The sequence below is a fragment of the Mycobacterium sp. genome (assembly GCF_035623875.1).
Lineage (GTDB): Bacteria > Actinomycetota > Actinomycetes > Mycobacteriales > Mycobacteriaceae > Mycobacterium.
In genome coordinates this window covers 1-26,048 of record NZ_DASPSP010000167.1, presented here as the reverse complement: position 1 = coordinate 26,048, position 26,048 = coordinate 1, and the positions used below count along the sequence as shown (strand labels likewise).

At 65.0% G+C, this 26,048-nt stretch carries 18 protein-coding genes, 1 tRNA gene and 1 pseudogene; 5 read left to right on the top strand and 15 right to left on the bottom strand.

What is annotated here, in order from left to right; translation table 11 throughout:
- Positions 1-75 precede the first annotated feature (75 nt).
- Positions 76-687, bottom strand: a complete 612-nt coding sequence (locus VEI45_RS13655; protein ID WP_324854002.1) for a DsbA family protein — start codon at positions 685-687, stop codon at positions 76-78.
- Between the two features lie 129 nt (positions 688-816).
- Here VEI45_RS13655 and pepN point away from each other — a divergent pair, with 129 nt between their 5' ends.
- The gene (gene pepN, locus VEI45_RS13650) at positions 817-3,399 is read left to right on the top strand and encodes an aminopeptidase N (RefSeq protein ID WP_324854000.1); all 2,583 of its coding nucleotides are present in this window, start codon (positions 817-819) and stop codon (positions 3,397-3,399) included.
- 14 nt (positions 3,400-3,413) lie between these two features.
- Here the strand turns inward: pepN and VEI45_RS13645 are convergent, their stop codons facing one another.
- The 3 genes from VEI45_RS13645 to VEI45_RS13635 all read right to left on the bottom strand — a co-directional run bounded on the left by VEI45_RS13645 (position 3,414) and on the right by VEI45_RS13635 (position 4,847).
- Complete coding sequence (locus tag VEI45_RS13645; protein ID WP_324853998.1) at positions 3,414-3,881, bottom strand: DUF5130 domain-containing protein; 468 nt, start codon at positions 3,879-3,881, stop codon at positions 3,414-3,416.
- Positions 3,868-4,098, bottom strand: a complete 231-nt coding sequence (locus tag VEI45_RS13640) for a hypothetical protein (protein ID WP_324854106.1) — start codon at positions 4,096-4,098, stop codon at positions 3,868-3,870. The genes VEI45_RS13645 and VEI45_RS13640 overlap by 14 nt, the downstream gene beginning before the upstream one ends.
- Positions 4,099-4,187: 89 nt before the next feature.
- The gene (locus tag VEI45_RS13635) at positions 4,188-4,847 is read right to left on the bottom strand and encodes an HNH endonuclease (protein ID WP_324853996.1); all 660 of its coding nucleotides are present in this window, start codon (positions 4,845-4,847) and stop codon (positions 4,188-4,190) included.
- 157 nt (positions 4,848-5,004) lie between these two features.
- Here VEI45_RS13635 and VEI45_RS13630 point away from each other — a divergent pair, with 157 nt between their 5' ends.
- The 3 genes from VEI45_RS13630 to VEI45_RS13620 are packed head-to-tail and all read left to right on the top strand — an operon-like array spanning position 5,005 to position 8,021.
- Positions 5,005-5,400 carry a globin gene (locus tag VEI45_RS13630; protein WP_324853994.1) on the top strand — a complete coding sequence of 132 codons (396 nt, stop codon included), beginning with the start codon at positions 5,005-5,007 and terminating at the stop codon, positions 5,398-5,400.
- On the top strand, positions 5,400-6,974 hold the full coding sequence (locus tag VEI45_RS13625) for a glycoside hydrolase family 13 protein (protein WP_324853992.1): 1,575 nt from the start codon (positions 5,400-5,402) through the stop codon (positions 6,972-6,974). Before VEI45_RS13630 ends, VEI45_RS13625 begins: the two co-directional genes overlap by 1 nt.
- 9 nt (positions 6,975-6,983) lie before the next feature.
- Positions 6,984-8,021 carry a pyridine nucleotide-disulfide oxidoreductase gene (locus tag VEI45_RS13620; RefSeq protein ID WP_324853990.1) on the top strand — a complete coding sequence of 346 codons (1,038 nt, stop codon included), beginning with the start codon at positions 6,984-6,986 and terminating at the stop codon, positions 8,019-8,021.
- A 27-nt stretch (positions 8,022-8,048) separates the two neighbouring features.
- Here the strand turns inward: VEI45_RS13620 and VEI45_RS13615 are convergent, their stop codons facing one another.
- From VEI45_RS13615 to VEI45_RS13565, 11 genes and pseudogenes are all read right to left on the bottom strand, one after another.
- A complete protein-coding gene (locus VEI45_RS13615; RefSeq protein WP_324854104.1) occupies positions 8,049-8,675 on the bottom strand; it encodes a hypothetical protein in 627 nt (208 codons plus the stop codon).
- A gap of 32 nt (positions 8,676-8,707) precedes the next feature.
- Positions 8,708-9,124, bottom strand: coding sequence for a thioesterase family protein (locus VEI45_RS13610; protein WP_324854102.1), 417 nt, complete (start codon positions 9,122-9,124; stop codon positions 8,708-8,710).
- A pseudogene (locus VEI45_RS13605) lies at positions 9,122-9,190 on the bottom strand (16S rRNA (guanine(966)-N(2))-methyltransferase RsmD); the annotation flags it as partial. The gene VEI45_RS13610 and the pseudogene VEI45_RS13605, both read right to left, overlap by 3 nt.
- A 2-nt stretch (positions 9,191-9,192) precedes the next feature.
- Positions 9,193-14,055, bottom strand: coding sequence for an NAD-glutamate dehydrogenase (locus VEI45_RS13600; RefSeq protein ID WP_324853988.1), 4,863 nt, complete (start codon positions 14,053-14,055; stop codon positions 9,193-9,195).
- A 49-nt stretch (positions 14,056-14,104) separates the two neighbouring features.
- Complete coding sequence (gene ettA / locus VEI45_RS13595) at positions 14,105-15,781, bottom strand: energy-dependent translational throttle protein EttA (RefSeq protein ID WP_324853986.1); 1,677 nt, start codon at positions 15,779-15,781, stop codon at positions 14,105-14,107.
- A gap of 67 nt (positions 15,782-15,848) precedes the next feature.
- Positions 15,849-16,316, bottom strand: a complete 468-nt coding sequence (gene ssb / locus VEI45_RS13590) for a single-stranded DNA-binding protein (protein WP_324853984.1) — start codon at positions 16,314-16,316, stop codon at positions 15,849-15,851.
- Positions 16,317-16,629: 313 nt separating this feature from the next.
- Complete coding sequence (locus VEI45_RS13585) at positions 16,630-18,636, bottom strand: bifunctional copper resistance protein CopD/cytochrome c oxidase assembly protein (RefSeq protein WP_324853982.1); 2,007 nt, start codon at positions 18,634-18,636, stop codon at positions 16,630-16,632.
- Positions 18,637-18,679: 43 nt separating this feature from the next.
- Entirely contained in the window at positions 18,680-21,028 is a 2,349-nt protein-coding gene (locus VEI45_RS13580) for a glycerol-3-phosphate 1-O-acyltransferase (RefSeq protein WP_324853980.1), read from the bottom strand.
- The gene (locus VEI45_RS13575) at positions 21,025-22,701 is read right to left on the bottom strand and encodes an HAD-IB family hydrolase/lysophospholipid acyltransferase family protein (protein WP_324853978.1); all 1,677 of its coding nucleotides are present in this window, start codon (positions 22,699-22,701) and stop codon (positions 21,025-21,027) included. The genes VEI45_RS13580 and VEI45_RS13575 overlap by 4 nt, the downstream gene beginning before the upstream one ends.
- Complete coding sequence (locus VEI45_RS13570) at positions 22,698-24,173, bottom strand: wax ester/triacylglycerol synthase family O-acyltransferase (RefSeq protein WP_324853976.1); 1,476 nt, start codon at positions 24,171-24,173, stop codon at positions 22,698-22,700. Before VEI45_RS13570 ends, VEI45_RS13575 begins: the two co-directional genes overlap by 4 nt.
- Before the next feature lie 226 nt (positions 24,174-24,399).
- Positions 24,400-25,650, bottom strand: a complete 1,251-nt coding sequence (locus VEI45_RS13565; protein WP_324853974.1) for an alpha/beta hydrolase — start codon at positions 25,648-25,650, stop codon at positions 24,400-24,402.
- A gap of 191 nt (positions 25,651-25,841) precedes the next feature.
- On the opposite strand from VEI45_RS13565, the gene VEI45_RS13560 reads away from it, so the two are divergent.
- Positions 25,842-25,915 (top strand) — tRNA-Arg (locus tag VEI45_RS13560).
- Positions 25,916-26,048: the final 133 nt, after the last annotated feature.

Below are 26,048 nucleotides of genomic sequence, written 5' to 3'. Positions count from 1 at the left end.
CCGGCGCAACGCGGCCCGGCGGCGGCAATCGCAAGCGCGCCAAAACCGGGCGCCGCGGCTCGCCGCCCGGACTGTCTAGTCGAATTCGGGCTTCTCGGTGCGGGTCCGCTTGAGCTCCCAGAAGTGGGGGTAGGCCGCGAATGTCACCGACGCGTCCCACAGCTTGCCGGCCTGCTCGCCGCGCGGAATCTTGGACAGCACGGGGCCGAAGAACGCCACCCCGTTGACGTGGATGGTCGGTGTGCCGACGTCTTCGCCGACGGCGTCCATCCCGGCGTGATGGCTCTTGCGCAGGGCGTCGTCATAGGCGTCCGTGTTAGCGGCGTCGGCCAACTCGGGCGGCAACCCCACCTCTGCCAGGGATTGCTTGATGACATCGTCGAGGTCCTTGTTGTCCTCGTTGTGAATGCGGGTGCCCATCGCGGTGTACAGCGGCGCGAGCACCTCAGCGCCGTGGGCCTGCTCGGCGGCAATCGCCACCCGCACCGGCCCGAAGGCCTTCGCCAACCGTTCCCGGTATTCGTCAGGAAGCCCCTCACGGTTCTCGTTGAGCACCGCCAGGCTCATCACCCGGAAATTGACCTCGATATTGCGGACCTTCTCCACCTCCAGGATCCAGCGCGAGCTGATCCAGGCCCACGGGCACAGCGGATCGAACCAAAAATCGGCAACTGACTTCTCAGGCATTGGAATCCTCTCCTCGACGGCCGATCAACCGTCCAGCACAACCCTAGCCGCGGCGGTCCTGTTCCCGCCGCTGGCACTGATTGTCTCGGCACCAAGCGGCTGGCCGCGTCGCGCGCCTAAGTTGGACACGTGGCACTACCGAACCTCACCCGTGACCAAGCCGCCGAACGCGCCGCGCTGATCACCGTCGACGGTTACCGGATCGACCTGGATCTCACCGACGGCAGCGGTGGGCCAGGCGAACGGATCTTCCGGTCGATCACCACCGTCGAGTTCGCTGCACTGCCGGGTGCCGACACCGTCATCGACATCGCCGCGGACAAGATTCGCCGCGCCACCCTCAACGACCGCGAACTGGACGTGTCCGGTTACGACGAGTCGATCGGTATCGCACTGACCGGTCTGGCAGAGCACAACGTAGTCGTGATCGACGCCGACTGCCGCTACTCCAACACCGGCGAGGGCCTGCACCGATTCGTCGACCCCGTCGACAATGAGGTGTATCTGTACTCGCAGTTCGAAACCGCCGACGCCAAGCGGATGTTCGCCTGCTTCGACCAACCCGACCTCAAAGCGGTGTTCGACCTGTCGGTGACCGCACCGCAGCACTGGCAGGTCGTCTCCAACGGTGCCGCGGTAAGCACCGACGGCGGCGTGCGCACATTTGCCACCACACCGCGGATGAGCACCTACCTGGTGGCGCTGATCGCCGGCCCGTATGCCCGCTGGGACGACACCTACCGCGACGAGCACGGCGAGATTCCGCTGGGCATCTTCTGCCGGGCCACGCTGGCGGAATTCATGGACGCCGAGCGGCTGTTCACCCAGACCAAGCAGGGATTTGGCTTCTATCACAAGAACTTTGGCGTGCCGTACGCATTCGGCAAATACGACCAGTTGTTCGTCCCGGAGTTCAACGCCGGCGCGATGGAGAACGCCGGCGCCGTGACGTTCCTGGAAGATTACGTCTTCCGCAGCAAGGTCACCCGCGCGTCCTATGAGCGTCGCGCCGAAACCGTGCTGCACGAGATGGCTCATATGTGGTTCGGCGACCTGGTCACCATGCGTTGGTGGGACGACCTGTGGCTCAACGAGTCGTTCGCCACCTTTGCTTCGGTGCTTTGCCAAAGCGAGGCAACCGAATTCACGCAAGCGTGGACGACGTTCGCCAACGCCGAAAAGTCGTGGGCCTACCGCCAAGACCAACTGCCGTCGACGCACCCGGTGGCCGCCGATATCCCGGACCTGGCCGCGGTCGAAGTCAACTTCGACGGCATCACCTACGCCAAAGGCGCGAGCGTGCTCAAGCAACTGGTGGCCTATGTCGGCCTGGAACACTTCCTGGCCGGTCTGCGAGACTACTTCCGCGCCTACGCGTTCGACAACGCCACGTTCGACGACCTGCTGACCGCGCTGGAAAAGGCCTCGGGCCGTGACTTGTCCGACTGGGGTCGGCAGTGGCTGAAAACGACCGGCCTGAACACGCTGCGCGCGGATTTCGACATCGATGCCGGCGGGCGGTTCACCCGGTTCGCCGTGGCGCAGAGCGGCGCTGAACCCGGCGCGGGCGAGACACGCGTGCATCGGCTCGCGGTAGGGATTTACGACGACGATGGCAGTGGCAAGCTGGTGCGGATCCACCGCGACGAACTCGATGTAAGCGGTGAAAACACGGAAGTTTCTGCGCTGGTTGGCATTTCGCGTGGTCGGTTGATACTGTTGAACGACGACGACCTGACCTACTGTTCGCTTCGACTGGATCCTGAATCTCTGCAGACTGCGCTGGAACGCATCGGCGACATCGCCGAGCCCATGCCGCGCACGCTGGTGTGGTCGGCTGCTTGGGAGATGACCCGCGACGCCGAGCTGCGCGCCCGCGACTTCGTGGCACTGGTCTCGGGCGGCGTTCATGGCGAGACCGAAGTCGGGGTGGCGCAGCGGCTGCTGTTACAGGCGCAGACCGCACTGGGTTCTTACGCCAACCCCGACTGGGCCCACTTAAACGGCTGGCCGGCGTTCGCTGACCAGCTGCTGGAACTGGCCCGCGGCGCACAGGCGGGCTCTGACCATCAACTGGCCTTCGTCAACGCACTGTGCTCATCGGTGCTGTCGACCCGGCACGTCGTGGTGCTGGCCGACTTGCTCGACCACGACCCCGCCGATCTGGGACTGACCGGCCTGTCGATCGATACGGATCTGCGTTGGCGCATCGTCACTGCGCTGGCCGCCGCCGGCGATGTCGACGCCGACGGCCCGGAGACGCCGTTCATCGATGCCGAGGTCCAGCGCGACCCGACGGCTGCCGGCAAGCGGCATGGCGCCCAAGCCTCGGCCGCGCGGCCGCAGTCGGCCGTCAAGGAGAAGGCGTGGAGCCAGGTCGTCGAAGACGACACGTTGCCCAACATCACCGCCCGTTCGATCATCGGCGGCTTCGTCGAGCCCGGCCAGGCCGAGCTACTGAAGCCGTTTACCGAGCGCTATTTCGCGGCGATAGCCGGCGTGTGGCAACGCCGCTCGAGTGAGGTCGCGCAGACGGTGGTGATCGGTCTGTACCCGTCGTGGGACATCAGCGACGATGGCATCGCCGCCGCCGACCGCTTTCTTGCTGACCCCGGGCTGCCTCCGGCGCTGCGCCGGCTGGTGCTCGAGGGCCGGGCCGGTATCGAGCGGTCGCTACGGGCCCGCCGGTTCGACGGTGGCGGGGCGGCCTGACGGGGCGGAACGAGCTAGGTCGGCGAGATGCCGGCGCTGGTCACCCGGATTGCGCTGACCAGGCCGTCGATCAGCTCGCCGGCCTGGAACGCCGACGCCGCGGCGGCGACGCCCAGCGGCGCGGACGACTCGACACCCCGGCCGCGAACTTCCGAGCCGTAAGCCACCTCGATCGCGTGCTGGTCGGGTGAGACGGCGATCAGCACCGCATTGTTCGGCGTCGGCACCTTGCCCAGGATCTCGCGGGCCCGCGCCGCGGTGTCGCTGCCCAGGTCGCCGACGTAAACAGCGAACCGTGCGCCCGCGGCGCGCGACCCGTAGGTCAGCGCGTCGTCAAGGGCGACCAGGTCGTTGATGGGAAACGGGTAGTGCACCGACAGCTCTCCGGGCTCGGTGACCCCGGAGATCCGCCCGCTGGTGGTGATCACCGAGCCGCTGGGCAGCTCGGCCGGCCTGACGATTGCGACCTCACCACTTGCCACTGGCACCACCTCCCACGCTGATTTCCGACGTGCCGTGGCCGGAATGCGCCCCATGACCGAAAACCTCGTCGGTGGCCGCCCACAGGATCGGCGGATGAGTCCATGGCTCAGACAACTTGTAGGTCGCCGGATGCGGTCCCTTACGCGACCAGATCAGCGCCACCAGCACGGCCACCAGCAACAACGGGATTCCCACGAAGTAAAGATGGACTTCCATCATGCTCACGACGCAAACCGTATCCCACCGGCGATCACTCCACCGGGCGACACCAGGATTGCCGCTACGCGGCCCGCATCGTCACTTGGCTAAGCCGCGCCTTCGCCGAGGTATCGCGCCCATGACGGGTCAAGTTCTTTGACCGTCGACAGCAGCCGCCAGTGCTGGCCCTTCGGCGAGGTCGGCGCCAACCGCAGCGACCAGCCGAGCTCGGTGAGCAGCTTGTCGCCTTTTCGGTGGTTGCAGTTCGAGCAGCACGCCACGCAGTTCTCCCAGGAATGATCGCCGCCGCGGCTGCGGGGCACTACATGGTCGACGGTGTCGGCCTTGGACCCGCAGTAAGCGCAACAGAAGCGGTCACGGTGCATCAGTGCCGCCCGGGTCATCGGGACACGGGCCCGGTAGGGCACCCGAACGTACGACCGCAGCCGGATCACCGACGGCAAGGCAATCGCCCTGGTCGCCGAATGAATGACGGGGCCGGTTGGATCGTCGTGCACGACGTCGGCTTTGCCGCAGATCAGCATGATGATCGCCCGCCGGACGGGCAACGCCGTCAGCGGCTCGTAGGTGGAGTTCAGCAGCAGCACACGCCGGCGATTCCAGATCGAGCCGGCCTCATGCGAGACCGGCGACTGGTCGATGCGGGGGACGCTGGAGACACTGTGCAGACATGAACTGGTCGCGAGCCCGGTTAGGGCTGCCGCGGCACCGGAACTACGGTGGCGGCGTCCTTTGCGCTGCGCCATACATCCTCCGCCGAACAGTCCACCACGATTCGCCAGCGATCGCACGCCAAATTGGCCGGTGTTCGCTGGTCAATCCGATGAACAGCGGGTGCCAAGTTCCGCGACGGCGGATGACATGCACCCAGCGGTCGGTCCCGATGCCCCACAATGGAAGGTGATGGAACAAGTAGAACAATCCTTTTACGACGCTGTCGGTGGCGCTGACACCTTCCACGCGATCGTGTCGCGCTTTTACGAGCTGGTCGCCGAGGACGAAATTCTGCGTCGGGTGTACCCCGAAGACGACCTGGCGGGCGCCGAAGAACGGCTGCGGATGTTCCTCGAGCAGTACTGGGGCGGCCCGCGGACGTACTCCGAGCAACGTGGCCATCCCCGCTTGCGGATGCGGCACGCGCCGTTCCAGATCGGCCCGTTCGAGCGTGACGCCTGGCTACGGTGTATGCACACCGCGGTCGCATCCATCGACCCCGACACCCTCGACGATGCGCATCGTAAGGAGTTGCTTGAGTACCTGGAGATGGCCGCGCACTCGCTAGTCAATTCCGCCTTCTGATGAGCAGGTCGCAACACGAACCGTGGTGGGCGCGCGCGGTGTTCTATCAGGTGTATCCGCGGTCATTCGCGGACAGCAACGGCGACGGCGTCGGCGACCTCGACGGAGTGGCGTCGCGGCTGGACTATCTGGATCGACTGGGCGTCGACGCGCTCTGGTTCAGCCCGATCATGGTGTCCCCGATGGCCGACCACGGTTATGACGTCTCGGATCCGCGGGACATTGATCCGTTGTTCGGCGACCTGGCCGCTTTTGAACGACTGATCGCGTCAGCGCATGAGCGCGGCATCAAGATCACCATGGATTTGGTGCCCAACCACACCAGCTCGGAGCATCCCTGGTTTCAAGAGGCACTGGCCGCCGAACCGGGCAGCGCAGCCCGGAACCGCTACATCTTCCGCAACGGTCGCGGACCAGGTGGTGTCGAGCCTCCGAATAACTGGCAGTCAGTGTTCGGCGGGCCGTCCTGGACCCGGGTCGTTAAGCCGGACGGTAATCCGGGCCAGTGGTATCTGCATCTCTTCGACGTCGAGCAGCCCGACCTCAACTGGGACAACCCGGAGGTATTTGACGATCTCGAGAAGACGTTGCGGTTCTGGCTGGAGCGCGGCGTAGACGGCTTCCGCATCGACGTCGCGCACGGGATGGCCAAGCCGCCGGGGCTCCCGGACACCGATGTCGAAATGCGGCCGCGGATGCTCAGCGACGGTGATCCACGGTTCAATCATCCCAACGTGCACGCGATTCACCGCGACATCCGCACGGTCATGGACGACTATCCCGAGGCGGTGACCATCGGAGAGGTCTGGGTTTTCGACAACGCGAGCTGGGCCGAGTACTTGCGCGCCGACGAGCTGCACCTGGGTTTCAATTTCCGCATGGTGCGAGCCAAATTCGACACCACAAGCATCCATGATGCGATCGAGAACACCCTGGCCGCCGCAGCGATTGAAAACGCCACCCCCACTTGGACATTGGAAAACCACGACGTCGAACGGGGACCCAGCCGCTACGGCGGGGGTGTCGTCGGACTCGATCGGGCCCGGGCTATGGCGATGGTGACCCTCGCGCTGCCTGGTGCGGTGTTTCTCTACAACGGGCAGGAGTTGGGGCTGCCCAGTGTCGAGTTGCCCGACGAAGCGCTGCGGGATCGGACGTGGGAACGCTCGGGGCACACCGTGCGCGGCCGCGACGGGTGCCGCATTCCGATTCCGTGGCGCGGCGACACTCCCCCGTTCGGGTTCTCCACAGCGCCCGACACCTGGCTGCCGATGCCGCCGGAGTGGGCGACCCTGACCGTCGAAAAACAGCTCAACGAAACCGACTCGACGTTGTCGTTCTTCCAGCACGCACTCGGAATACGCCATAGCCGTGCGGAGTTCACTGGAAACCGGGTCGAGTGGCTGACCGCACGCCGCGGTGCTCTGGTGTTCGCCCGCGGTGAGCATGGTCTGCGCTGTGCGCTGAACACCGGCAAGCGGGCGCAGCCGCTCCCGGCCGGCGAGGTAATTCTGACGAGCGCGCCATTGGTTGACGGGAAGTTGCCACCCAATGCCGCCGCCTGGCTGGTGTAGGTAGAGTCGATGGCGGCCTTCGCGTGGACAGTTATCGGAGCCGGACCTGCAGGGATCGCGGCTGTGGGCAAACTCCTCGATCAGGGCATAGCGCCCGAATCGATCGCCTGGATCGACCCCGCATTTGGCGCCGGTGACCTCGGCGAGAAGTGGCGGTCGGTTTCGAGTAACACGCAGGTCGGGCTGTTCCTGAGCTACTTGGACGGCTCTTCCGCATTTCGGTTCTCAGCGGCGCCTCCGATGCCGCTACGGGACGTGGATCCTCAAGAGACATGCGCCCTGGCGCTGATTGCCGATCCTTTGGTTTGGATCACCCAACACGTTCGTGAGCGGGTAGAAGTTTTCCAAACGATTGCGACCGCCCTCTTCTTGGAAAGAAGGCAGTGGAGAATTGAAACGCACCAGCGGGAACTTGCCTCCAAAAATGTGATCCTCGCTGTCGGGGCAGTTCCGAAAAAGCTTTCCTATCCTCATCTGGAGGAGATTCCGCTAGAAGTGGCGCTCGACCCGGAGAAGCTCGCAAAACAGCCGCTGGAAAATGCCACGGTCGCCGTGTTTGGTTCTTCTCACTCGACGATGAGCGCGTTGCCGAATCTCTTGCGTCATCCCGTCGAGAGAGTGATCAACTTCTACCGCAGTCCGCTGAGATACGCTGTCTACCTCGATGATTGGATTCTGTACGACGACGTTGGCCTGAAAGGTCAAGCGGCTGAATGGGCTCGAGAAAATATCGACGGCACCTATCCGGACCGGCTGGAGAGATGCTGGGTGGATGGCACGGATTTTGTCGAGAAGCTCGAGGCATGCGACCGCGTCGTTTATACGGTCGGTTTTGAGCGACGAAAGCTGCCTGGCACGAGACAGTTTGGCCAGCTAGATTACGACCCCACTACCGGTATCCTCGCTCCCGGCCTGTTCGGGTGCGGCATCGCGTTTCCGGCGTATACAGCGGACCCGTATGGTTACTGGGAATACCGAGTGGGCCTTAAGAAATTTATGGACCACCTCAATTCGGTCCTGCCTTTGTGGTTCCGGTACGCACCATAATGCCGTCACGCCGCCTTCCGCTGCAGATCAGCGCAGCACGAGCGCCGGGTCGCCGCGACGCCGGTATACCGAACCGAACCGAGCGTCGATGCGCAGCCAGGCCGGCAACGTACGTACCCGGACGATCTCGTCGGCGTCGACGGCATCGGCTGACTGCGGCAGGAAACCCATTGCAGTCAAAGCGAATACACACCGCATAGGCACACCTACGCTGACGTCGGCTGAGCTGACCCGGATCACTTCCTGGTCGAGCAGCGACACCGGCGGCCCCTGGGCACTGCCGTGCTCTTTGGCCAACTGGGCGCCGCGCTGCGCCAAGTCAAGCATCAGGCGTGCCGGTACGTCGTCGAGGTGGGTGAAACCGGAGTCCGGCGGCAACACGCCCCGCCACGCGGAGTCCATCGGGAATCCGGGATTGACGTAGCCGGAGCTGTCTGCCGCGGCCAGTCCGCGCGCCAATTCGTCTGCGCCGACGGATAAGTCGTGGGGCCGCAGGGTGCCGGCCACCACCCGGCTCGCCAGCACGTCGAAGCCGGTGGCCGCCCAAGCCGTGACTAAACCGCCCGAACGAGCGCGCAGCCGGATCACCGCGGCGGCGTCCAGCCGCGCCGCCCGCTCGACGAACGCGGTCAAGTCCGCGCGGTGGGCCGCCATGGCTTCTGGACCCAGCCACAGTCCCCGCTCTGCTACCGGAGCCACCGCTGCAGGTATTCCCGATGATGTGGCGACAGGCGCACCAGCCGCTGGTCGTCGATGTGAAATGCGGCCAATTGCGACTCGGCGATCACGGCGGGCTTCGACTCTGGGTCAGCGTTGGCCGACCGCACCTCGTAGCCGAGCGTGAAATCGACCGCTCGCACGCGCTTTACCCACATGGTGACCTGAAGTGGCGAATCCGTCAGCCGTAGCTGACCTTTGTACGTGATGCGAACGTCGGCGATCAGCAGACCGACGCTGGTGATATCGGCACCGAACGCATGCGAAAGAAACGGGACGCGGGCCTCTTCGAGAATCGTGACCATGATCGCGTGGTTGACGTGCTGGTACATGTCGATGTCCGACCACCGCACCGGGACAGCCGCAACGAATCCCACGCTTTCTATGCGCCGCTCCTCCTCATCGCTCCGTCCCCCGCAAGCGGGAGGTGCCCCCACTGCATCGTCGCTGGCGGTCACCCCGACGATCCTCGCCCGCTGGTGCGCGTCATGCGGCGAATCTGCCGTGCCGCCACCGACAGCGTGGCCAAATCCTTTTGACCGCTCTCGTAGATTTCGGTCAGCGTCCGGCGCGCGCGCTCCACCCGTGAGGCGCTGGTGTGCTCCCACTCAGCGATCTTCTCGTCAGCGCTTTCGTCCGGTTCAGCAATGGCGAGCACGTCGAAACACAACGACCGCAGCGACGCGTAGATATCGTCACGAATCGCCAAGCGCGCCAACGAGTGCCAGCGATCGCTGCGTGGCAGTTCGGACACCGCGGTCAGCAGACCGTCGGTGCCCAGGCGGTCCATCAGCGCGAAATAGGTGTCGGCGACCTCAGCGGGGTCGTGGTCCTCGATATCGGCGATATCGATGATGTCGAGCAAGCTGTACCGGTACAACCCGGCGGCCACCATGTAGCCGAGGTCTTCTGATGCACCCTGCGCGACGAATTCAACGGCTTCCTTTTCCACGATCGCCTTGTCGTCGCCGCGCAGCCACTCCGACATCCGCGGTGTCAGCGTTTCCACCTTCTTTGCGAATCGGTTGATTTCGGCGCCAACCGCCAACGGCTGCGGACGGTAGTTGAGGAACCACCGTCCGGCACGGTCGATCAGCCGACGGGTATCCAATGTCATCCGATCAGAGACCGCGATCGGCACGTCGGCCGCGCGGATACTGTGCCACAGTTGCCCCACTCCGAAGACGGCGTCGGTCGCTACGTAGGTGCGCACCGCATCCACCAGACTCACACCGATATCCTGAGCGACCCGGTAGTCATAGCTGATGCCGGCTGTGTCGACCAGATCGTTGACCAGCATCGTGGTGACGATCTCCCGCCTTAGCTGGTGGGAGCGGATCGCCGGACCGAAGCGGTCGCGCAGCGGTGACGGGAAGTATCGCGGCAATCTGCTGGCGAACACCTCTTGATCCGGCAGATCGGTACGCAACAGCTCGTCTTTGAGCGCCAGCTTGACATGCGCCATCAACGTCGCGAGCTCCGGTGACGTGAGCCCTAGGCCGGCCTCGAGTCGCCGCGCTATCTCCTTATCCGACGGCAGCGCTTCGAGTTCGCGGTTCAGCCCCCGCTCGGTCACCAGGTATTTGATCTGGTCGGCATGCACGGGCAGCAGGCTCGGGGCATTGGCGCGGCTGGTGCCGATCAGGTCGTTCTGGTCGGCATTGTCGGCGAGCACCAGTTCGGCGACTTCGTCGGTCATCGACTCGAGCAGTTGGGTGCGTTCACCCGGGTCGACCTTGCCCGCGGTGATCAGGGAGTCGACCAAGATCTTGATGTTGACCTCGTGGTCAGAACAATCCACGCCGGCCGAATTGTCCATCGCATCGGTATTGATCCGACCGCCGCACAGGTCGAACTCGACCCGGCCGCGCGCCGTGACGCCGAGATTGCCACCCTCGCCAACCACCTTGGCGCGCAACTGATTCGCATTGACCCGTACCGGGTCGTTGGCACGGTCACCCACGTCGGCGTCGGATTCCGCTTCGGCCTTGACATAGGTTCCGATGCCGCCGTTGAACAGCAGATCCACCGGCGCACGCAGGATCGCGCGCATCAGGTTGGGCGGGGCCATCTCGTTGACGTCGTCCGGGATGCCCAAGGCTGCGCGAACCTGGTCGCTGATCGGAATCGCTTTGTGTTCGCGGCTGTACACCCCGCCGCCCTGGCTGATCAGTGACTTGTCGTAGTCCTGCCAGCTGGAGCGGGGCAGATCGAACATCCGCCGTCGCTCCTCCCAGGAAGCGGCCGGATCGGGATCGGGGTCCAGGAAGATGTGGCGGTGGTCGAACGCGGCCAGCAGTCGAATGTGCTTGGACAGCAACATGCCGTTGCCGAACACGTCACCGCTCATGTCACCGATGCCGATGACGGTGAAGTCCTCGGTTTGGGTGTCGACCCCCATCTCCCGGAAGTGCCGCTTGACCGCTTCCCAGGTGCCCTTGGCGGTGATGCCCATTACTTTGTGGTCATAGCCGACCGATCCGCCGGATGCGAAGGCGTCGCCCAGCCAGAACCCGTAGGACTTGGCGAGGTCGTTGGCGATGTCGGAAAACGTCGCGGTGCCTTTGTCCGCGGCCACCACCAGATAGGCGTCGTCGCCGTCGCGCCGCACCACCTCCGCGGGTGTACTGACCTTGCCGGTGGTGAGATCGACGTTGTCCGTGACGTCGAGCAATCCTGAGATGAACAGCTTGTAGCAGGCGATGCCTTCGTTTCGGGTGGCGTCGCGGTCAGCACCGGGGTCGCCGGTGGGCAACGGCGGCTGTTTGACGACGAAACCGCCTTTGGCGCCGACCGGCACGATGACGGCGTTCTTCACTGCCTGAGCCTTGACCAGACCGAGGATCTCCGTGCGGAAATCCTCGCGACGATCCGACCAACGCAAGCCACCGCGCGCCACATAGCCGAATCGCAGATGCACACCTTCGACCCGCGGCGAGTACACGAAGATCTCGAACTTAGGCCGCGGCAGTGGGAGTTCCTCAACCAGCTGCGCATCCAGCTTCAGCGACAGCACATTTTGGCTGCGAGCGGAACTCTCTTGTGTCACAAAGTAATTGGTACGCATGGTGGCCTGGATCAGCGAGGCGAGCGCCCGTAGGACGCGGTCGGTGTCCAGGCTCACCAACGCGTCGATATCCGCGGCAACCGCTGCGGCGGCAGCTTGAGCGTCGCGGTTCTTCGACGAACCGGAAGGGGTCGGATCGAACAATGCCTCGAACAGCCTGACCAACGACCGTGCGGTCTGTGGGTTTTCGTTCAACACCGATTCGATGTGGGACTGACTGTACGGAAAACAGGCCTGCCGTAGATATTTCGCGTAGCTGCGCAACAGCACGACCTGCTGCCAGGTCAGGTCGGCGCGCATCACCAGCTCGTTGAACCGGTCGATCTCGATGCGGCCTTCCCAGATCGCGGTGACGGCGTCGGCGAAGCGTTTCGCGGCGGCTTCCCGCTCAGGCCCCCCCGATGCCAGCGGAATGGTCAGCTGCGGCGTGATCTTGAACTGGTAGATCCACACCGGCAATCCGTCGGGCCGAGTGACGGTGAACGGTCGCTCCTCGAGCACCACCACACCCATGGATTGCAGCATCGGCAGCAACTGACTCAAAGACGCCGTTCGCCCACCCAAATACCAAGTCAGCCGGGCGGTGTCGTCGTAGTTGTGGTCGGAGAGAACCAGCTTGACCGAGTCGTCGGTCAGCTGCTCGAAGATGGCGATGTCATTGATCGCTTCGGTCGGGGTGACGGCCTGTTTATAGGCCTCAGAGAACGCCGCCGCGTAGTGCTCGGCCTCCAGGGGTCCGACAGCGCCGACGGATCCCCCAGTCGCCTCGCTGATCAGCCGGTCGGACCAGGTGCGCGCGGCTTCGGTCAGCAACGCCTGGATACGGACTCGGTTGGCTTCGGAGGTGTCGATCTGCGTAGCGCCATCGGGACGTAGCCGGACCATGAAATGCAGCAGCGCCCAAGGTGATTCGGTGACGCGAGCGGTGAACTCGAGGCTGGTGCCGCCGAACTCCTGGACCAGGATGTCCTCGATCTGCAAACGCACGGCCGTGGTGTAGCGGTCGCGGGGCAGGTAGACCAAGCACGACACGAAGTACTCGAGTCGGTCAGCGCGCAAGAACAGCAGTGCTCGGCGCCCGGATCCGAGATCCACCACGGCTTTGGCCATCGCCAACAGCTGCTCGGCGCTGAGCGCGAAAAGCTCCGAGCGCGGCATGGTCTGGATGACGTCGAGCAGCAGCTGCCCTGGATGGCCGGGGTCGAGGTCGGCTAGTGCGAGCGCCTCGCGGACTCTGCGCGAAATTATCGGGATCTCAAGCACGTCGGCGTTCATCGCGGCGACCGTGAACAGCCCGATGAGGCGGTGCTCGAAGACGCTGCCGTCGACGTTCTCCCGCACCGCGAGGACATACGGGTAAGCACCGAAGCGCAGGTAGCTGGCAACGTCTGTTTGCGCCAGCGCCAGCAGTTCGGTGTCGTCGGTCAGGCGAGGACGAGAACCCTTGCGCCGGCGCAGCACACCGAGGCTGGTGGTCGCGTCATCGCCCGACACGCGTCCGTCGCGAACTGGACACCGTTGATAGCCCAGCAGCGTGAAATGCCCGTCGGCCAGCCAGCGCAACAGCGCGGCCACATCGCCGCTATCCGGCCCCGCATAGCGCCCGCCCGCGTTGGTTTCCACATCCTTGGCCAGGTCGTCGAGGATGGCCCACATCGCGGCCGAGTCCGCTGCGACCCGACGCACATCGGCAAGCACACCCGGCAGCAGGCGTTCGGCTTCCTGCAGCGCCTCGCGCTCAACCGACGGCGAAAGCTGTACGTGCACCCAGGTCTCTTCGACACCGCCGCCCGCTGAGCCTTCTGCGGTCTTCGGCTCGACGCTCAGCAGATCTCCGTCCGTGTTGCGGCGGACCTGGAACACCGGGTTCATGATCGCCGCGTACGCCACACCAAGCCGGTGCAGCAGCACCGTCACCGAATCCATCAGCATCGCGCCGTTGTCGGTGACCAGTTGCAGCGCGGGCCCGAATCCGGCCGCATCGTCGGGTGGATAGATGGCGATTCGGCTTTCTCCGCTCGGCCGGTGCAGACCAAGCCGGTAGTGCGCGCCAAGCAGCGCCGGCGTCACCGCCGTGGCGACAGTGGGGCTGTCGGCCGACCCGCGGTCGGCCACGGCGTCGTCGCCACGCGGGCCTTGATAGGTATCTGTGTATGCCTTGGAGATCCAGTCTGGAATGTCCTCAGACTTCGCGAACGTCGTCCAGTCCACAGCGCCCTGAAGGCTGGTGGATCCGCGTTGACCCGTCATGCCGACTGCTCCTGCCTCAGCACGCATACCAGCGCTGGTAGGCCTGACACTAGTCCCGCGTCAGCCTTCGGTGAGTCACCCTGTGCGGACGCGCGGCTTCCACGCCAAGCCGTTCGACTTTGTTCTCCTCGTACGCACCGAAGTTGCCCTCGAACCAGAACCACTTGGCCTCGTTGTCCTCGTCGCCCTCCCACGCGAGGATGTGGGTGCACGTCCGGTCGAGGAACCAGCGGTCGTGGGAAATCACCACCGCGCAACCGGGGAATTTCTCCAGCGCGTTCTCCAAAGAGCCCAGCGTCTCGACGTCGAGGTCGTTAGTCGGCTCGTCCAGCAGGATCAGGTTCCCGCCCTCTTTAAGCGTGAGCGCGAGATTGAGCCTGTTCCGTTCGCCACCGGATAGAACGCCAGCCGGTTTCTGCTGGTCGGGTCCTTTGAAACCGAACGCCGAGACGTAGGCCCGCGACGGAATCTCGTTCTGCCCGACCTGGATGTGGTCCAGTCCGTCGGAGACGACTTCCCACACGGTCTTCTTCGGGTCGATACCGGCCCGGGACTGGTCGACGTAGCTCAGCTTGACGGTCTCGCCCACCTTGACGGTGCCGCTATCGGGCTGCTCGAGCCCGACGATGGTCTTGAACAGCGTGGTTTTGCCGACCCCGTTGGGACCGATGACTCCGACGATGCCGTTGCGGGGCAGCGTGAACGACAGGTCCTTGATCAGCGTGCGTCCCTCGAACCCCTTGTCGAGATGCTCGACCTCGACGACCAGGTTGCCCAGCCGCGGGCCGGTGGGGATCTGGATCTCCTCGAAATCCAGCTTGCGCGTCTTCTCCGCCTCGGCGGCCATCTCCTCATAGCGCTGCAGTCTGGCCTTGCCCTTGGCCTGGCGGGCCTTGGCGCCGGACCGCACCCACGCCAGCTCGTCCTGCAACCGCTTCTGCAGCTTCGCGTCCTTGCGGCCCTGCACAGCCAACCGCTCGGCCTTCTTTTCCAGGTAGGTGGAGTAGTTGCCCTCGTACGGGTAGGCGCGGCCGCGGTCGAGCTCCAAGATCCATTGGGCGACGTTGTCCAGGAAGTATCGGTCGTGGGTCACCGCCAGAACCGCCCCCGAGTAAGCGGCCAGGTGCTGTTCGAGCCACTGCACGCTCTCGGCGTCCAGGTGGTTGGTCGGCTCGTCGAGGAGCAACAGGTCCGGTTTGGACAGCAGCAGCTTGCACAGCGCCACCCGACGGCGCTCACCACCGGAAAGGTGTGTCACTGGCTCGTCGGGCGGCGGACACCGAAGTGCGTCCATAGCCTGCTCCAGCTGCGAGTCGAGGTCCCACGCGTCGGCGTGGTCGAGCTCCTCCTGCAACCGGCCCATCTCCTCCATCAACTCGTCGGAATAGTCGGTGGCCATCAGTTCGGCGACTTCGTTGAAGCGGTCGAGCTTGACCTTGATGTCGCCCAGCCCTTCTTCGACATTGCCGCGAACGGTCTTCTCCTCGTTCAGCGGCGGCTCCTGTAGCAGGATGCCGACCGTGGCATCGGTGGCCAGGACAGCCTCACCATTATTCGGCTTGTCCAGCCCCGCCATGATCCGCAAGACGCTCGACTTACCTGCCCCGTTGGGGCCAACGACACCGATCTTGGCGCCCGGATAGAAGCTCAACGTGACGTCGTCAAGGATCACCTTGTCGCCGTGCGCCTTGCGGACCTTCTTCATCGTGTAGATGAACTCAGCCATGCCGCGGTATTGCCTTTCTAGTGTCGCGAGGTTGCCCGCGACCCATCCTAGGCAGACGGTCGCGCCGCTAAGCAGACAGCGGCAACCCCGTCTCGGTTACCCGGGCGACGTCATCTCCGGCTTCGGCGTCAGCCGCATCGCGCTCGACCGCTGGTGTGCTCGCGGCATCCGTTGCCACCGAGACCGTCTTCTCGATTCGGGCGTGGCAGCGGGACAGGTCGGGGCCGATCGAGGTGGCGCGCATCTCCAACGTCGAGCGACGAATCCCGTCGCGGTCCTCGTATTCGTTGGTGTAAATGTGGCCCACGACGATCACCGGCGAGCCCTTACCCAGCGATGCGCCCACGCCGGAGACCAGCCGGCCCCAGCAGTTGACGGTGACGAACAGCGAATTGCCGGCCTCCCATTGGCCGTCGGCGCCGCGGCGGCGTGAATTGCTGGCTACCCGGAACTTCATCACTTCCTGTGCGCCCGCCGGCCGACGTTTCGGGTCGTTCACGATGTTTCCGACCACGGTCACCTGCGTTTCGAACATTGCTCTTCCTTTCTGAAATGGCGGTGATCTGCCTGACGACCCGGGCAATCCCAGTGACGCCACACCGCCGGGTGCTGGCTCCAGTCAGCGCAGGCGGACCGACAACCGCGGCGGTGCCGACTCGGCGACGGACGGAACCGGTGGATAGAGCCGCGACTGTGGATAGACGACGGATGGGGTAAGCGACCTCATCAGTCCCAGAAGCAACTTGAGCCGCCGGCTGAGGGATTAGCCGCGGTGATTGCGGATGCGATATCAGGGCGATTCGCCGCCACTCTTGGTAGTCCAGTGGCCTGCGAGGCGAGCCGCGCGGCTAATGCCGCGATGCGTCGCGACGGGCCAGCTCGGCCAGCATCGCGTTGTAAGCCGCCAGCTCGGCGTCGTCGTCGCGTTCTGCCGCACGATCCAGTCGCCTGGCGGTCCGCTGATCGCTGCGCGACCATTGCACAAGCAACGCGATCATCACCAAGACCAGCGGTATTTCCCCTGCCGCCCAAGCGATTCCACCGCCGAGCCGCTGATCGCCCAGCAGGTCGGTGTGCCAGTTCAGGTGCAGCGACCGATAAAAACTCTCCCCGAGCACCTTTTGCGTGCTCATCAGGACTACCCCGAAGAATGCGTGCAGCGGCAACGACGCGAAGACCACGGCGACCTTGGCCAGCGGCGGGATCGGCCGCGGCGTGGGGTCGACACCGATCACCACCCAATAGAACAGGTAGCCGCTCACCAAGAAGTGCACATTCATCGCGACATGCCCCATGTGGCTGTCAACCGCGGTGTCGAAAAGACCGCCCAGATAAAGCCCGTAAAACCCGGCGACGAACAACACCGTGGCGACCACGGGATTGGTGAGGAACCTCGAGAGCCTGCTGTGCAGGGCGGCCAGCAGCCATTCCCGCATACCCGGCGGGTCATCGCGGCCTGCTGTCGGCAGCGCCCGCAACGCCAGGCTGACCGGGCCTCCCAACACCAGCAGGATCGGGACCAGCATCGACAGCAGCATGTGATCGGCCATGTGCATGCTGAACATCGCTGGCATGTACCGGCCCAAACCCGACGACGTGACGAACAGCAACGCCAGGCAGCCCAGTAGCCAGGCCGCGGTCCGGCCCGCTGGCCAGTCGTCGCCCCGGCGCCGGAGCCGACGCACTCCGGCCAGGTACAGCGCGGCGAATACGAAGGCGGCCGTGCCGAAGATCAGGTCGAAACGCCAGTCGAACAACACCCGCGCCGGGGTGGGCGGTCCGGCGAAGTCGTAGCCGATCTTCACGTCGGGAATCGAGGGGATACCGATCGGCAGCGGCGGTGGCGGCGTGCGGCTCAGACCGACGGCGATGCCGAACGTGACGCCGAAGATCAGCGCCTCAATCAGCGCCAGCCGGGTGAGGGCGGCACGCGAACTCGGATCCGCTTGCAGCGCAGCGACTCCGCGCCGCCGTTGACGCCAGCCGGCCACACCGAGCAGGCACAGTGCGACGAACTTGGCGAGCACCAGCCGCCCGTAGTCGGTAGTGAGCAGGTCCGACGGCAGAACCCGCACCAGGGCGTTGACGATTCCGCTGAGCGCCATCGCGACAAAACACCACAAGGCGATGGCGGAGAATCGCCGCGCGGCCAGGTCGGCGTGCTGACCGCCCCGGATGACGTGGCCCAGCAGCGCCAGCAGGCCACCGGCCCACAAGCTCACCGCCACCAGATGGATCAGCAGGCCATTGGTGGCCAGGTCATGGGAACCGCCCGCCGACGAGTGGCCGGTCAACCCGAGCGGTATCAGGGTCACCAACGACCCGACCAGCAGCAGCGGCGTCCATGACCAGCGCAGCACCGGCAGACTGGCCAACGTCACCGCCGCAGCCAGCAACGCCGTCAACCGCCACGCCGCGGCGGTGTTGATCAGGCTGGCCAGCGACCAGATCGTAACCGGGTTGAGGTGAGCGGTCATCGGTTGACCGGAGACGTCGGAAATCGTCAACGGGACCAGCAGCGCGGCACATACCGCCCATGCACCGGCCGCTACCGTGCCGATCCGGACGGCTCGGTAGCCGTCGACGTCGAGGACGCCGCTCTTTTGCGGCGGAACCAGGAATGCGGCCAAAAGAAACGCTCCGACGGCAACCACAGCCGCGACCTCCCCGGCCGCGCGGACGAACGGCAAGCCCAGCGTGGTCACCGGACCCGGGTCGGGTAACCCGGTTGCGGTCAGCGCCGCAGCTACCGACAGCGCCCCGATCCCGGCCGCGGTGCAGCCGGCGAGCACCGCCACCCCGGCGAGCAGCGGCCACACCGCCGCGCCGCGCCCAGTGGCCGGAGCACCCGTCATGCATCAAGAGTATGGGCACGCTGACTGCCGGCACCCCGGACAGCTATTGATTGTCGCGCCGTCCGCCGCGCGCCTCCACCTCGCGCGCGACGAACTGGTTGCGGGCGATCCGCGCGACGTGGTTGAAATCCTGAAGAATCGACTGCAATTCCCGGCGAAACGCGATCCGGCGCTCAACCAAGTCCGGTGCGGGCTTCAGCAGGTCCTGGTCGGCGACAACCTGGCGTGCGGTCGCGAACAGGAGCGTGGATACCGGCTCGCTGCTGCGCACCCGGCCCTGCGCGACGTACTGGCGGCCAACACCGAGCGCCAACTTGGTGAGTTCCTTTTCACCGATATCCGCGGGTGCGTCGCGCAACACGTCAGCCACGATCTCGTAGGCCTCGAAGAACACCCGCAGCATCGCGTCCGACATCAACGGTCGCTTCGCATACAGCATTGCGTCGATCTCGTCGGCGCCCCCGGCGATGTGCGCTTCCCAATCCTCGTGCCACGCCATCTCTTCGGCGATGTTTTGCCGGAATGCGGTGGAATCGGCAAAGTAGAAGTCAAATTTCAGCAGATCTCGCAGCCGCATGGCCTGATTCCAGAACGCCTCCAGCCGATTACCTGTGGCGTGACCGGCATGCGCCAGCGCCAGTTCGACGATGGCGGTCTCCAGGAATGCGTGGATCACCGAGTTGCGGTAGAAGGCCGCGGTGTGCTCGTCCTCGGGGGCGATGCGCCACACGGGTTCTCGGCCACTGTCGACACGAGTAACCGGGTGGCCGTTGGACAGCGAGTCCACCGCCGCCCGGACGCCCTCGGGGGTGCGCAGCCGCAACGCACTGGTTGACATCGGGGTGTGCTTGCGTTCGAGATAGTCCAGTGAATCCTGCAGGGTGTGGTGCAGCTGCCCGAGCGTCAACGCAACCCCGTGGGTGGTCAGCAGTAGCGCCGAAACCAGACCGGTGGCATTCACCGGGGTCGCCTGCAGAATCCGCCATGCGACTTCGAACGACATCTTCTGCAGCGCAAGCCGTTTGGCGGCTTGATCCTCGGCGATCGGGCCGTGCGACGGGCCGAGGTATTCCCGCATCGAGACGGCTTCGGGGAAACGCACGTAGATCTTGCCGTAGTTGCGTTCCCCCTGAGCCTTGATGAAGTTGTACAGCCAGCTGAAACCCTCCGGCCGCTTTTCGCCGCCGCGAGCGTAGGCGGCGTATTCGGCGGTCTCGTGCAACTGGTCGAAACTGATCGAAACTCCCTGCAGCAGAATGTCGTCGCTGCGGCCGTCCAGATAGGCGTCGGCCACATAACTCAAAAGTCCAAGCTTGGGCGGCAGCATCTTCCCGGTGCGCGAGCGGGTGCCCTCAATGGACCAGCTCAGGTTGAAGCGCTTCTCGACGACGTAGCCCACGTACTCTTTGAGCACGTACTTATACAGCGGGTCGTCGCCGATATTGCGCCGGATGAAGATCACGCCGGCGCGACGCATCAGTGGCCCCATCACCCCGAATGCCAGGTTGACACCTGCGAAGACATGCACCGGCGGCAGCCGGTTTTCCTGCATCGCCACCGGCATCACCGCGCCGTCGATGTAGGACCGGTGTGAGAACAACAAGACCGCCGGGTGAGCTTCCAACGCGGCGCGCATCGCCGCGACCTGGTACTCGTCGTAGTCGATCTCCCGGTCGAATCCCCGGCTGAGCATCCTGCCCAGGACGGAGACCAGGTCGACGGAGACTCGGCTCCACCCGGTGGCGAGCTCGTCGAGCATCTTTCCGGCTTCCTCGACGGTGGCACCCGGAATCCTTTCCAGGCCGGCACGAAATCGCGCGGATGCCAGGATTTCCGGCCGCACCAGCCGCGGAGACTTGTAGTGCGGTCCGAGGATTCGGTATTCGGCGCGTTCCATTGCCAGCAGTGCTCGGCGGGTGACGAAATGCGCGAACTCACGTGGGTTGTCGCCGACCGTGATGTCTCGCCATTGCTGACGAAGTTCGGATACCTTGGCCGATTCGCCGGCCACCACCCGGGCGCGGGATGGATCAGTGCGCAGGATGTGGCGTTGCTGACGCTCGCTGGGCTGGTATGGATTTCGCCCCGGGAGCAACGCTGCCACCCGGTTCAAAGCCGACGCGTCGGCTTGCGGCATCCAGAAGACCCGCACCGGCACGATCGATCGGTCCTCGTCCGACTCGAGCTGTTCGACCAGCTGCGCGAGCGCCGCGGGTGGCGCATTGCGTGCCGGCAACGGCAGCACCTCGAGCTTAGTCTCCGGGTGCTGGGCACGTTGCTGGTCCAACCATTTCGCGAGCAGTTCCGATTCCACCGGCGAGGACGCTGACGCCAACACCAACGTGTCGTCGGCGGTGGTGAAGGTGCCGGTGTCGGCGGCCGATCTGGTCACGATCGTCCTCGCGGCCGAGGCGTGCGTGGTTGGGCCTTGGTGACCTTGCTCGCCGCAGTTTTGGGCTGGGCCTTGGAGACCTTCTTCGCCGTGGCCTTGGCCGCCCCCGCCGCAGCGGGCTTGCTGGTGGTTTTCCGCGGCGCCTTTTTCGGTGCCGCCTTCTTTGCCGGGCGGTACAGGCTGGCTTCGGGTAGCTCGTCGACCGGCCAGTCGGCCAATGTGTCCACATACAGTTGGCGGACCTCGGCGATCCGATCCGGCAGCGTGTCAAGTGTCCAATCTTTGACCGAAATCGGCGGGAACACAGCGATATCCACCGTGCCCGGATTCATCGTCATCGAGTCCCGCGCAGCGACGATCTCCGCATTGCGGATGACGATCGGGACGATCGGGATACCGACCGTCATCGCGATCCGGAACGCCCCCTTCTTGAATGGGCCGACGCTGGTGGTGTCGAGCCGGGTGCCCTCGGGCGCCATCACAATGGACAGCCCCTTTGCGGCGCGCTCTTCGACTTGATGCAATGTCTCCACCGCGGCGGCCGCATCGTCGCGGTCGATGAAAGCGGTGTCCAACAGCTTGCCGAGGGTGCCCATCACTGGGTCGCTGGCTAATTCCTTCTTGCCCACGCCAACCCAGTTGTCGCGCACCAGCGCACCGCTGATAACCGGGTCGGCCTGGTTGCGGTGGTTGAAGATGAACACCGCCGGGCGTTCGGCGGTCAGATTCTCGGCGCCGATGACATTGAGATGCACGCCGCTAGCGGCCAACAACAGCTGTGACCAGGTGGAGGTGAAGAAGTTCACCCCGCGGCGGCGGCTGCGGGTGAGCAGTCCGATACCTACCGCGCCGGCGGCCACCGGGACGATCGAGCCGAAGCCGGCCAGCGTCCGCAGTTGTGAGCCGATACCCCCGCCGCCGCGGCTGCTGAACCGCAGGATCGGCCAGCCACGCCGGCGGGCGACGGCGGCCATCTTGCCTTCCGGATTGGTCGGCCGCGGATTGCCGACCAGGTACATCAACGCGACATCTTCGTCACCGTCGGCGTAGAAATAGCTGTCCTTGAGGTCGATGTCGTTCTCGGCGGCGAATTTCTGCACGGCGGCGGCCTTGCCCGGTCCCCACAGGATCGGCTTGAGCACACCTCCGGTGAGAAGCCCGTCCGCGTTGGTCTCGAGCTTATTAGTGAGCGTGTTGAGGATGCCGAGGAAGCGGGCCACGGGTCCGACCTGAATGGTCAGCGCCGACGAGCTCAGCACCACGGTGTGACCGCGAGCCAGGTGGGCGCGGACCAGCTCACGCATCTCCGGGTAGATCCGTGACTCGATTTTCTGGTTGAACAGCCGCTCGCCGATCTCTTCCAGGTCGCTCAACGCGCGCCCGGCCAATGCCGCAGAAGCCTTGCCGATCAGTTCTTCGAACTCGATGCGCCCGAGCTGGTGGTTGAGGCCAGCGGTAACCATGCTGAACAGCTCGCCGACACCCATGTCGCGTTGGCGCAGCCGCTCCTGAGTGAGGATGACCGCGGTGAAACCCGCCACCAGGGTGCCGTCCAGGTCGAAGAACGCGCCGATCTTGGGGCCAGGCGGGCTGGCCATGATTTCGGCGACCGACCCGGGCAACCGAAGATCACGGTTCGATTTCCGCGACGGGCGGTCTTCGTCGGCGGTCATGAGCCCGACACCGATCGGTTCGGCGAGTCGGACGGCTCGGCGGCGAAGGACGCGGGCACCGCATGCAGGTCGGGCTCGCCGGCCAGCGCAAGGATCTCGTCGAAACCCTCCAGCAGGCACCGGGCGAACAGTGCCTCATCCCGTATTGCGGCGCGGTCGTAGCGCGCGGTAATGGTGCAGTAACCACCCCGCGATATCAGCACGACCATCATCGCCACGCCCGGCAACGGGCCAATGCCGTACTGCCGCAAGACCTTTGCACCGGCTAGATAGGTGTCGCCGGGGAAGACTGGAACGTTGCTGGCCTGGACGTCGGAGCCGACGATCGAATCCGTCACCGCCTCCAGCAGCGGCCCGGGCAAGACGCTCAGCACTGGCGCGATGGACCCGAGCACGTTAAGCGCGCGTTCCTCGCGGCGCTGTGTCATCTGCGCGCGGATCTTTCGGATGCGAGCAACCGGGTCGGCCGTACCAACTGGCGCCGCCAAATTGACGCCGGTGAACCGGTTGCCGCCGGCGGGGTCGGCTTCGGCGCGCATGTTCACCGGCACAGCCATGGGCAGTGTGCTGACGGGCACGCCCAGCGCCTCGTGGTAGCGCCCCAACGCGCCGCACAGGCCGGCCAGGTAGGCGTCGTTGATCGACCCACCGCCCGCCTTCGCAGCCCTGTGTAGGTCGGAGAGCTTCATATCGATAGCTTCGCTGCGGGTGGAAAGGCTGCGGCGGCGCAGCAACGGCGACGGCTCGGCAGCCTGCTGCAGCACTCGGGCACCTGAACTGGCGTAGCCGAGGACCCCCGTGACTGCCGACGCTGGGTTGAGGACCGCCCGACCGACTGTCGACACCACTCCGCCCAGCGCGCCAAGAACCCCATTGACAACATTGGCGGGCAAGTGGTTGAGCCCTGCGCGCATCAAGTCGTTGGCCGAGAGATCCTGCGGAATGGGTTGCGCAGGCGTCGGCTGGGGCGGTGGATCCCGCTCGAGGTCGTAGATCTGGGCGAACATCTCCACACTGCCGACACCGTCGGTGACGGCGTGGCTGAGGTGCAGCAGCGTCGCAGCCTTTCCCTCCGCGAGACCCTCGAGCAAGGTGGCGGTCCACAGCGGTCGGGCGATGTCCAATGGCGACTGCAGCATCACCTCTGCTAGATCGAATGCCTGCCTCAGCGTGCCGGGTTCGGCGAGACGCATCCTGCGCACGTGGAAGTCCAAGTTGAAGTCGGGATCGACCACCCAACGCGGCGCAGCCGTCGGCAGCGTCGGCACCACGACCTTCTGTCGCAGCCGCAACACCCGTCGCGACGCGTTTTCGAACCGGGTCCGGAAGCGGTCCCAATCCGGCGTGCTGTCGAGGACTTCCAACGCCATGATCCCAGAGCGCGTCCGCGGATGCGCTTCGCCCCGATGCAGCAGGTAATCAAGCGGTCCCAGCGCGGCGGGCAATCCGGCCGCGTCGACCGTCTCAGCCACCGGCACTCCTCCGTCCTGTCACCGCGCCCGCTACTCGACGCGCTAATACCCTTTGCCACAGCCCAGCGTTGTGCCGCGGGCCACTCCAACGCTAGCCCGGTTGGCGCGGTGGCGGTAGCCGATTGTGCGGATCAGAACACCAGGTTAAACGTGTCCGCGACGGCCTGCGAATTACTCTGGTGGGCTGCCGAATTGGAAATACGCGGCGGGTTGCGCACCGGGAAATTCAGCTGGCCGGTGTTGCACGTCTGCGCAAAACCGTCGATCGTGAGCGCAGATATCGTCCGTAAACGACACCGAAAAAGTCGGCGACGGCGTCGGCAGCCAGTCGGGACCGGACCGTGGCGAACATGTCAAAGGCGTGGTGGGCGTTGGGAAGCTCCGCGTAGCAGACGGTAGGGGCCCCGGCCTCGCGCAGCGCCACGCAAAAGGCCTGCGCCTGCACGCTGGGAATCACCGAATCGTTCTCGCCGTGCAGCACAAAGAACGGCGGTGCCTGGCGGTGGACGTACGAAATTGGTGACGCCGATTCGAACAGCGCCGGTTGGTCGGTGTAGCGCGCTTGCATAACGAAATGCTCGAGAAACGGAAGCATCATCTCGTGCATTTTTTTGACATCGGTCAGGTCGTAGACACCGTAATAGGGTGCCGCCGCCTGAACGGTTGTGTCGGCATCCTCGAAGCCGGGCTGCAGTCGCTCGTCGTTAGCGGTGAGCGCGGCCAAAGAGGCCAAGTGTCCGCCGGCGGAGCCACCTGTGACCGCGATGAAGTCAGGGTCGCCGCCGTAGTCGGCGATGTTGTTGCGGACCCAGGCCAGCGCGCGTTTGACGTCGATGATTTGTGCCGGCCATGCGTTGCGCGGGCTCTTGCTGTAATCGATGGACACGCAGATCCAACCCAGCTCGGCCATCCGGCCCATCAGCGGATATGCCTGGGGCCGTCTGCCGTTCACGGTCCACGCACCGCCCGGGATCTGCACCAACACCGGTGCCCGGTCGCTCGCCTGGACGGTGGGATGGCGCCAGATGTCCAGCAAGTGATCGCGGTCCGGGCCGTAGCTGATATCCGATGTCTGCGCCGCGTAACGGCGGCGATGCCCGGTCGCTTGCAACAGGCCCCCGCGGCGGCCGCACGCAGGATCATCGCCGATCGGATGACGCGCCTTTTCGCGGTATTTCGGTCCGAGCGAGTCCGCCAGCGCGGCGGTGAGAACCTGGTCCGCCCGCTGCGCCGCCCAGCCCGTTGCGACGCGGCCCACCGACAGCGGCGTCACCCCGGACAGGGCTTGCCCGGTGACCACGTGGGGGGGAAATTCGGCCGATAGCCATTCGGCCAGAAAGCGGACCACCCACGGCGAGCCGCGGAGAAGCAACGCGCCGGTGCGGTAAGCACCCATCGGCCCGGCCGCCAGCTGCAGTCCGTGTCGCAGCACCTCGGCGCTAGCCCGCGAGTATCGAGCTCCTATGGCAACCGTCATGCCCTGCCACTCCTCGTCATTGAGCACAGGCCGCCGGCCTGCACGCGGCCCAGCCGTCGGTAGCGTACGTGTGTGGCGGGCCTCACACTAGCGAATCCCCGTTTCTGCCAACGACATTTCTGTCGGCGTTGCGCACCTGGGGCTCGCCTCCCAGGTCGTTGGATACACTGACCTGGGCTTAGGAGTCTCTGGCCCCCGTAGCTCAGCTGGACAGAGCACATGACTTCTAATCTTGTGGTCGCAGGTTCGAGTCCTGCCGGGGGCACAGATCGCGGCGCACATCAGGGGCACACTGATGTCTCAAGACATCGGAATAGTTCCTAACCAGAACGCCAAGTCAGGTTAGATTGTCATCGAGCCCCATGAAAGCGACTCGATCTAGTACCACCGCGGAGCAG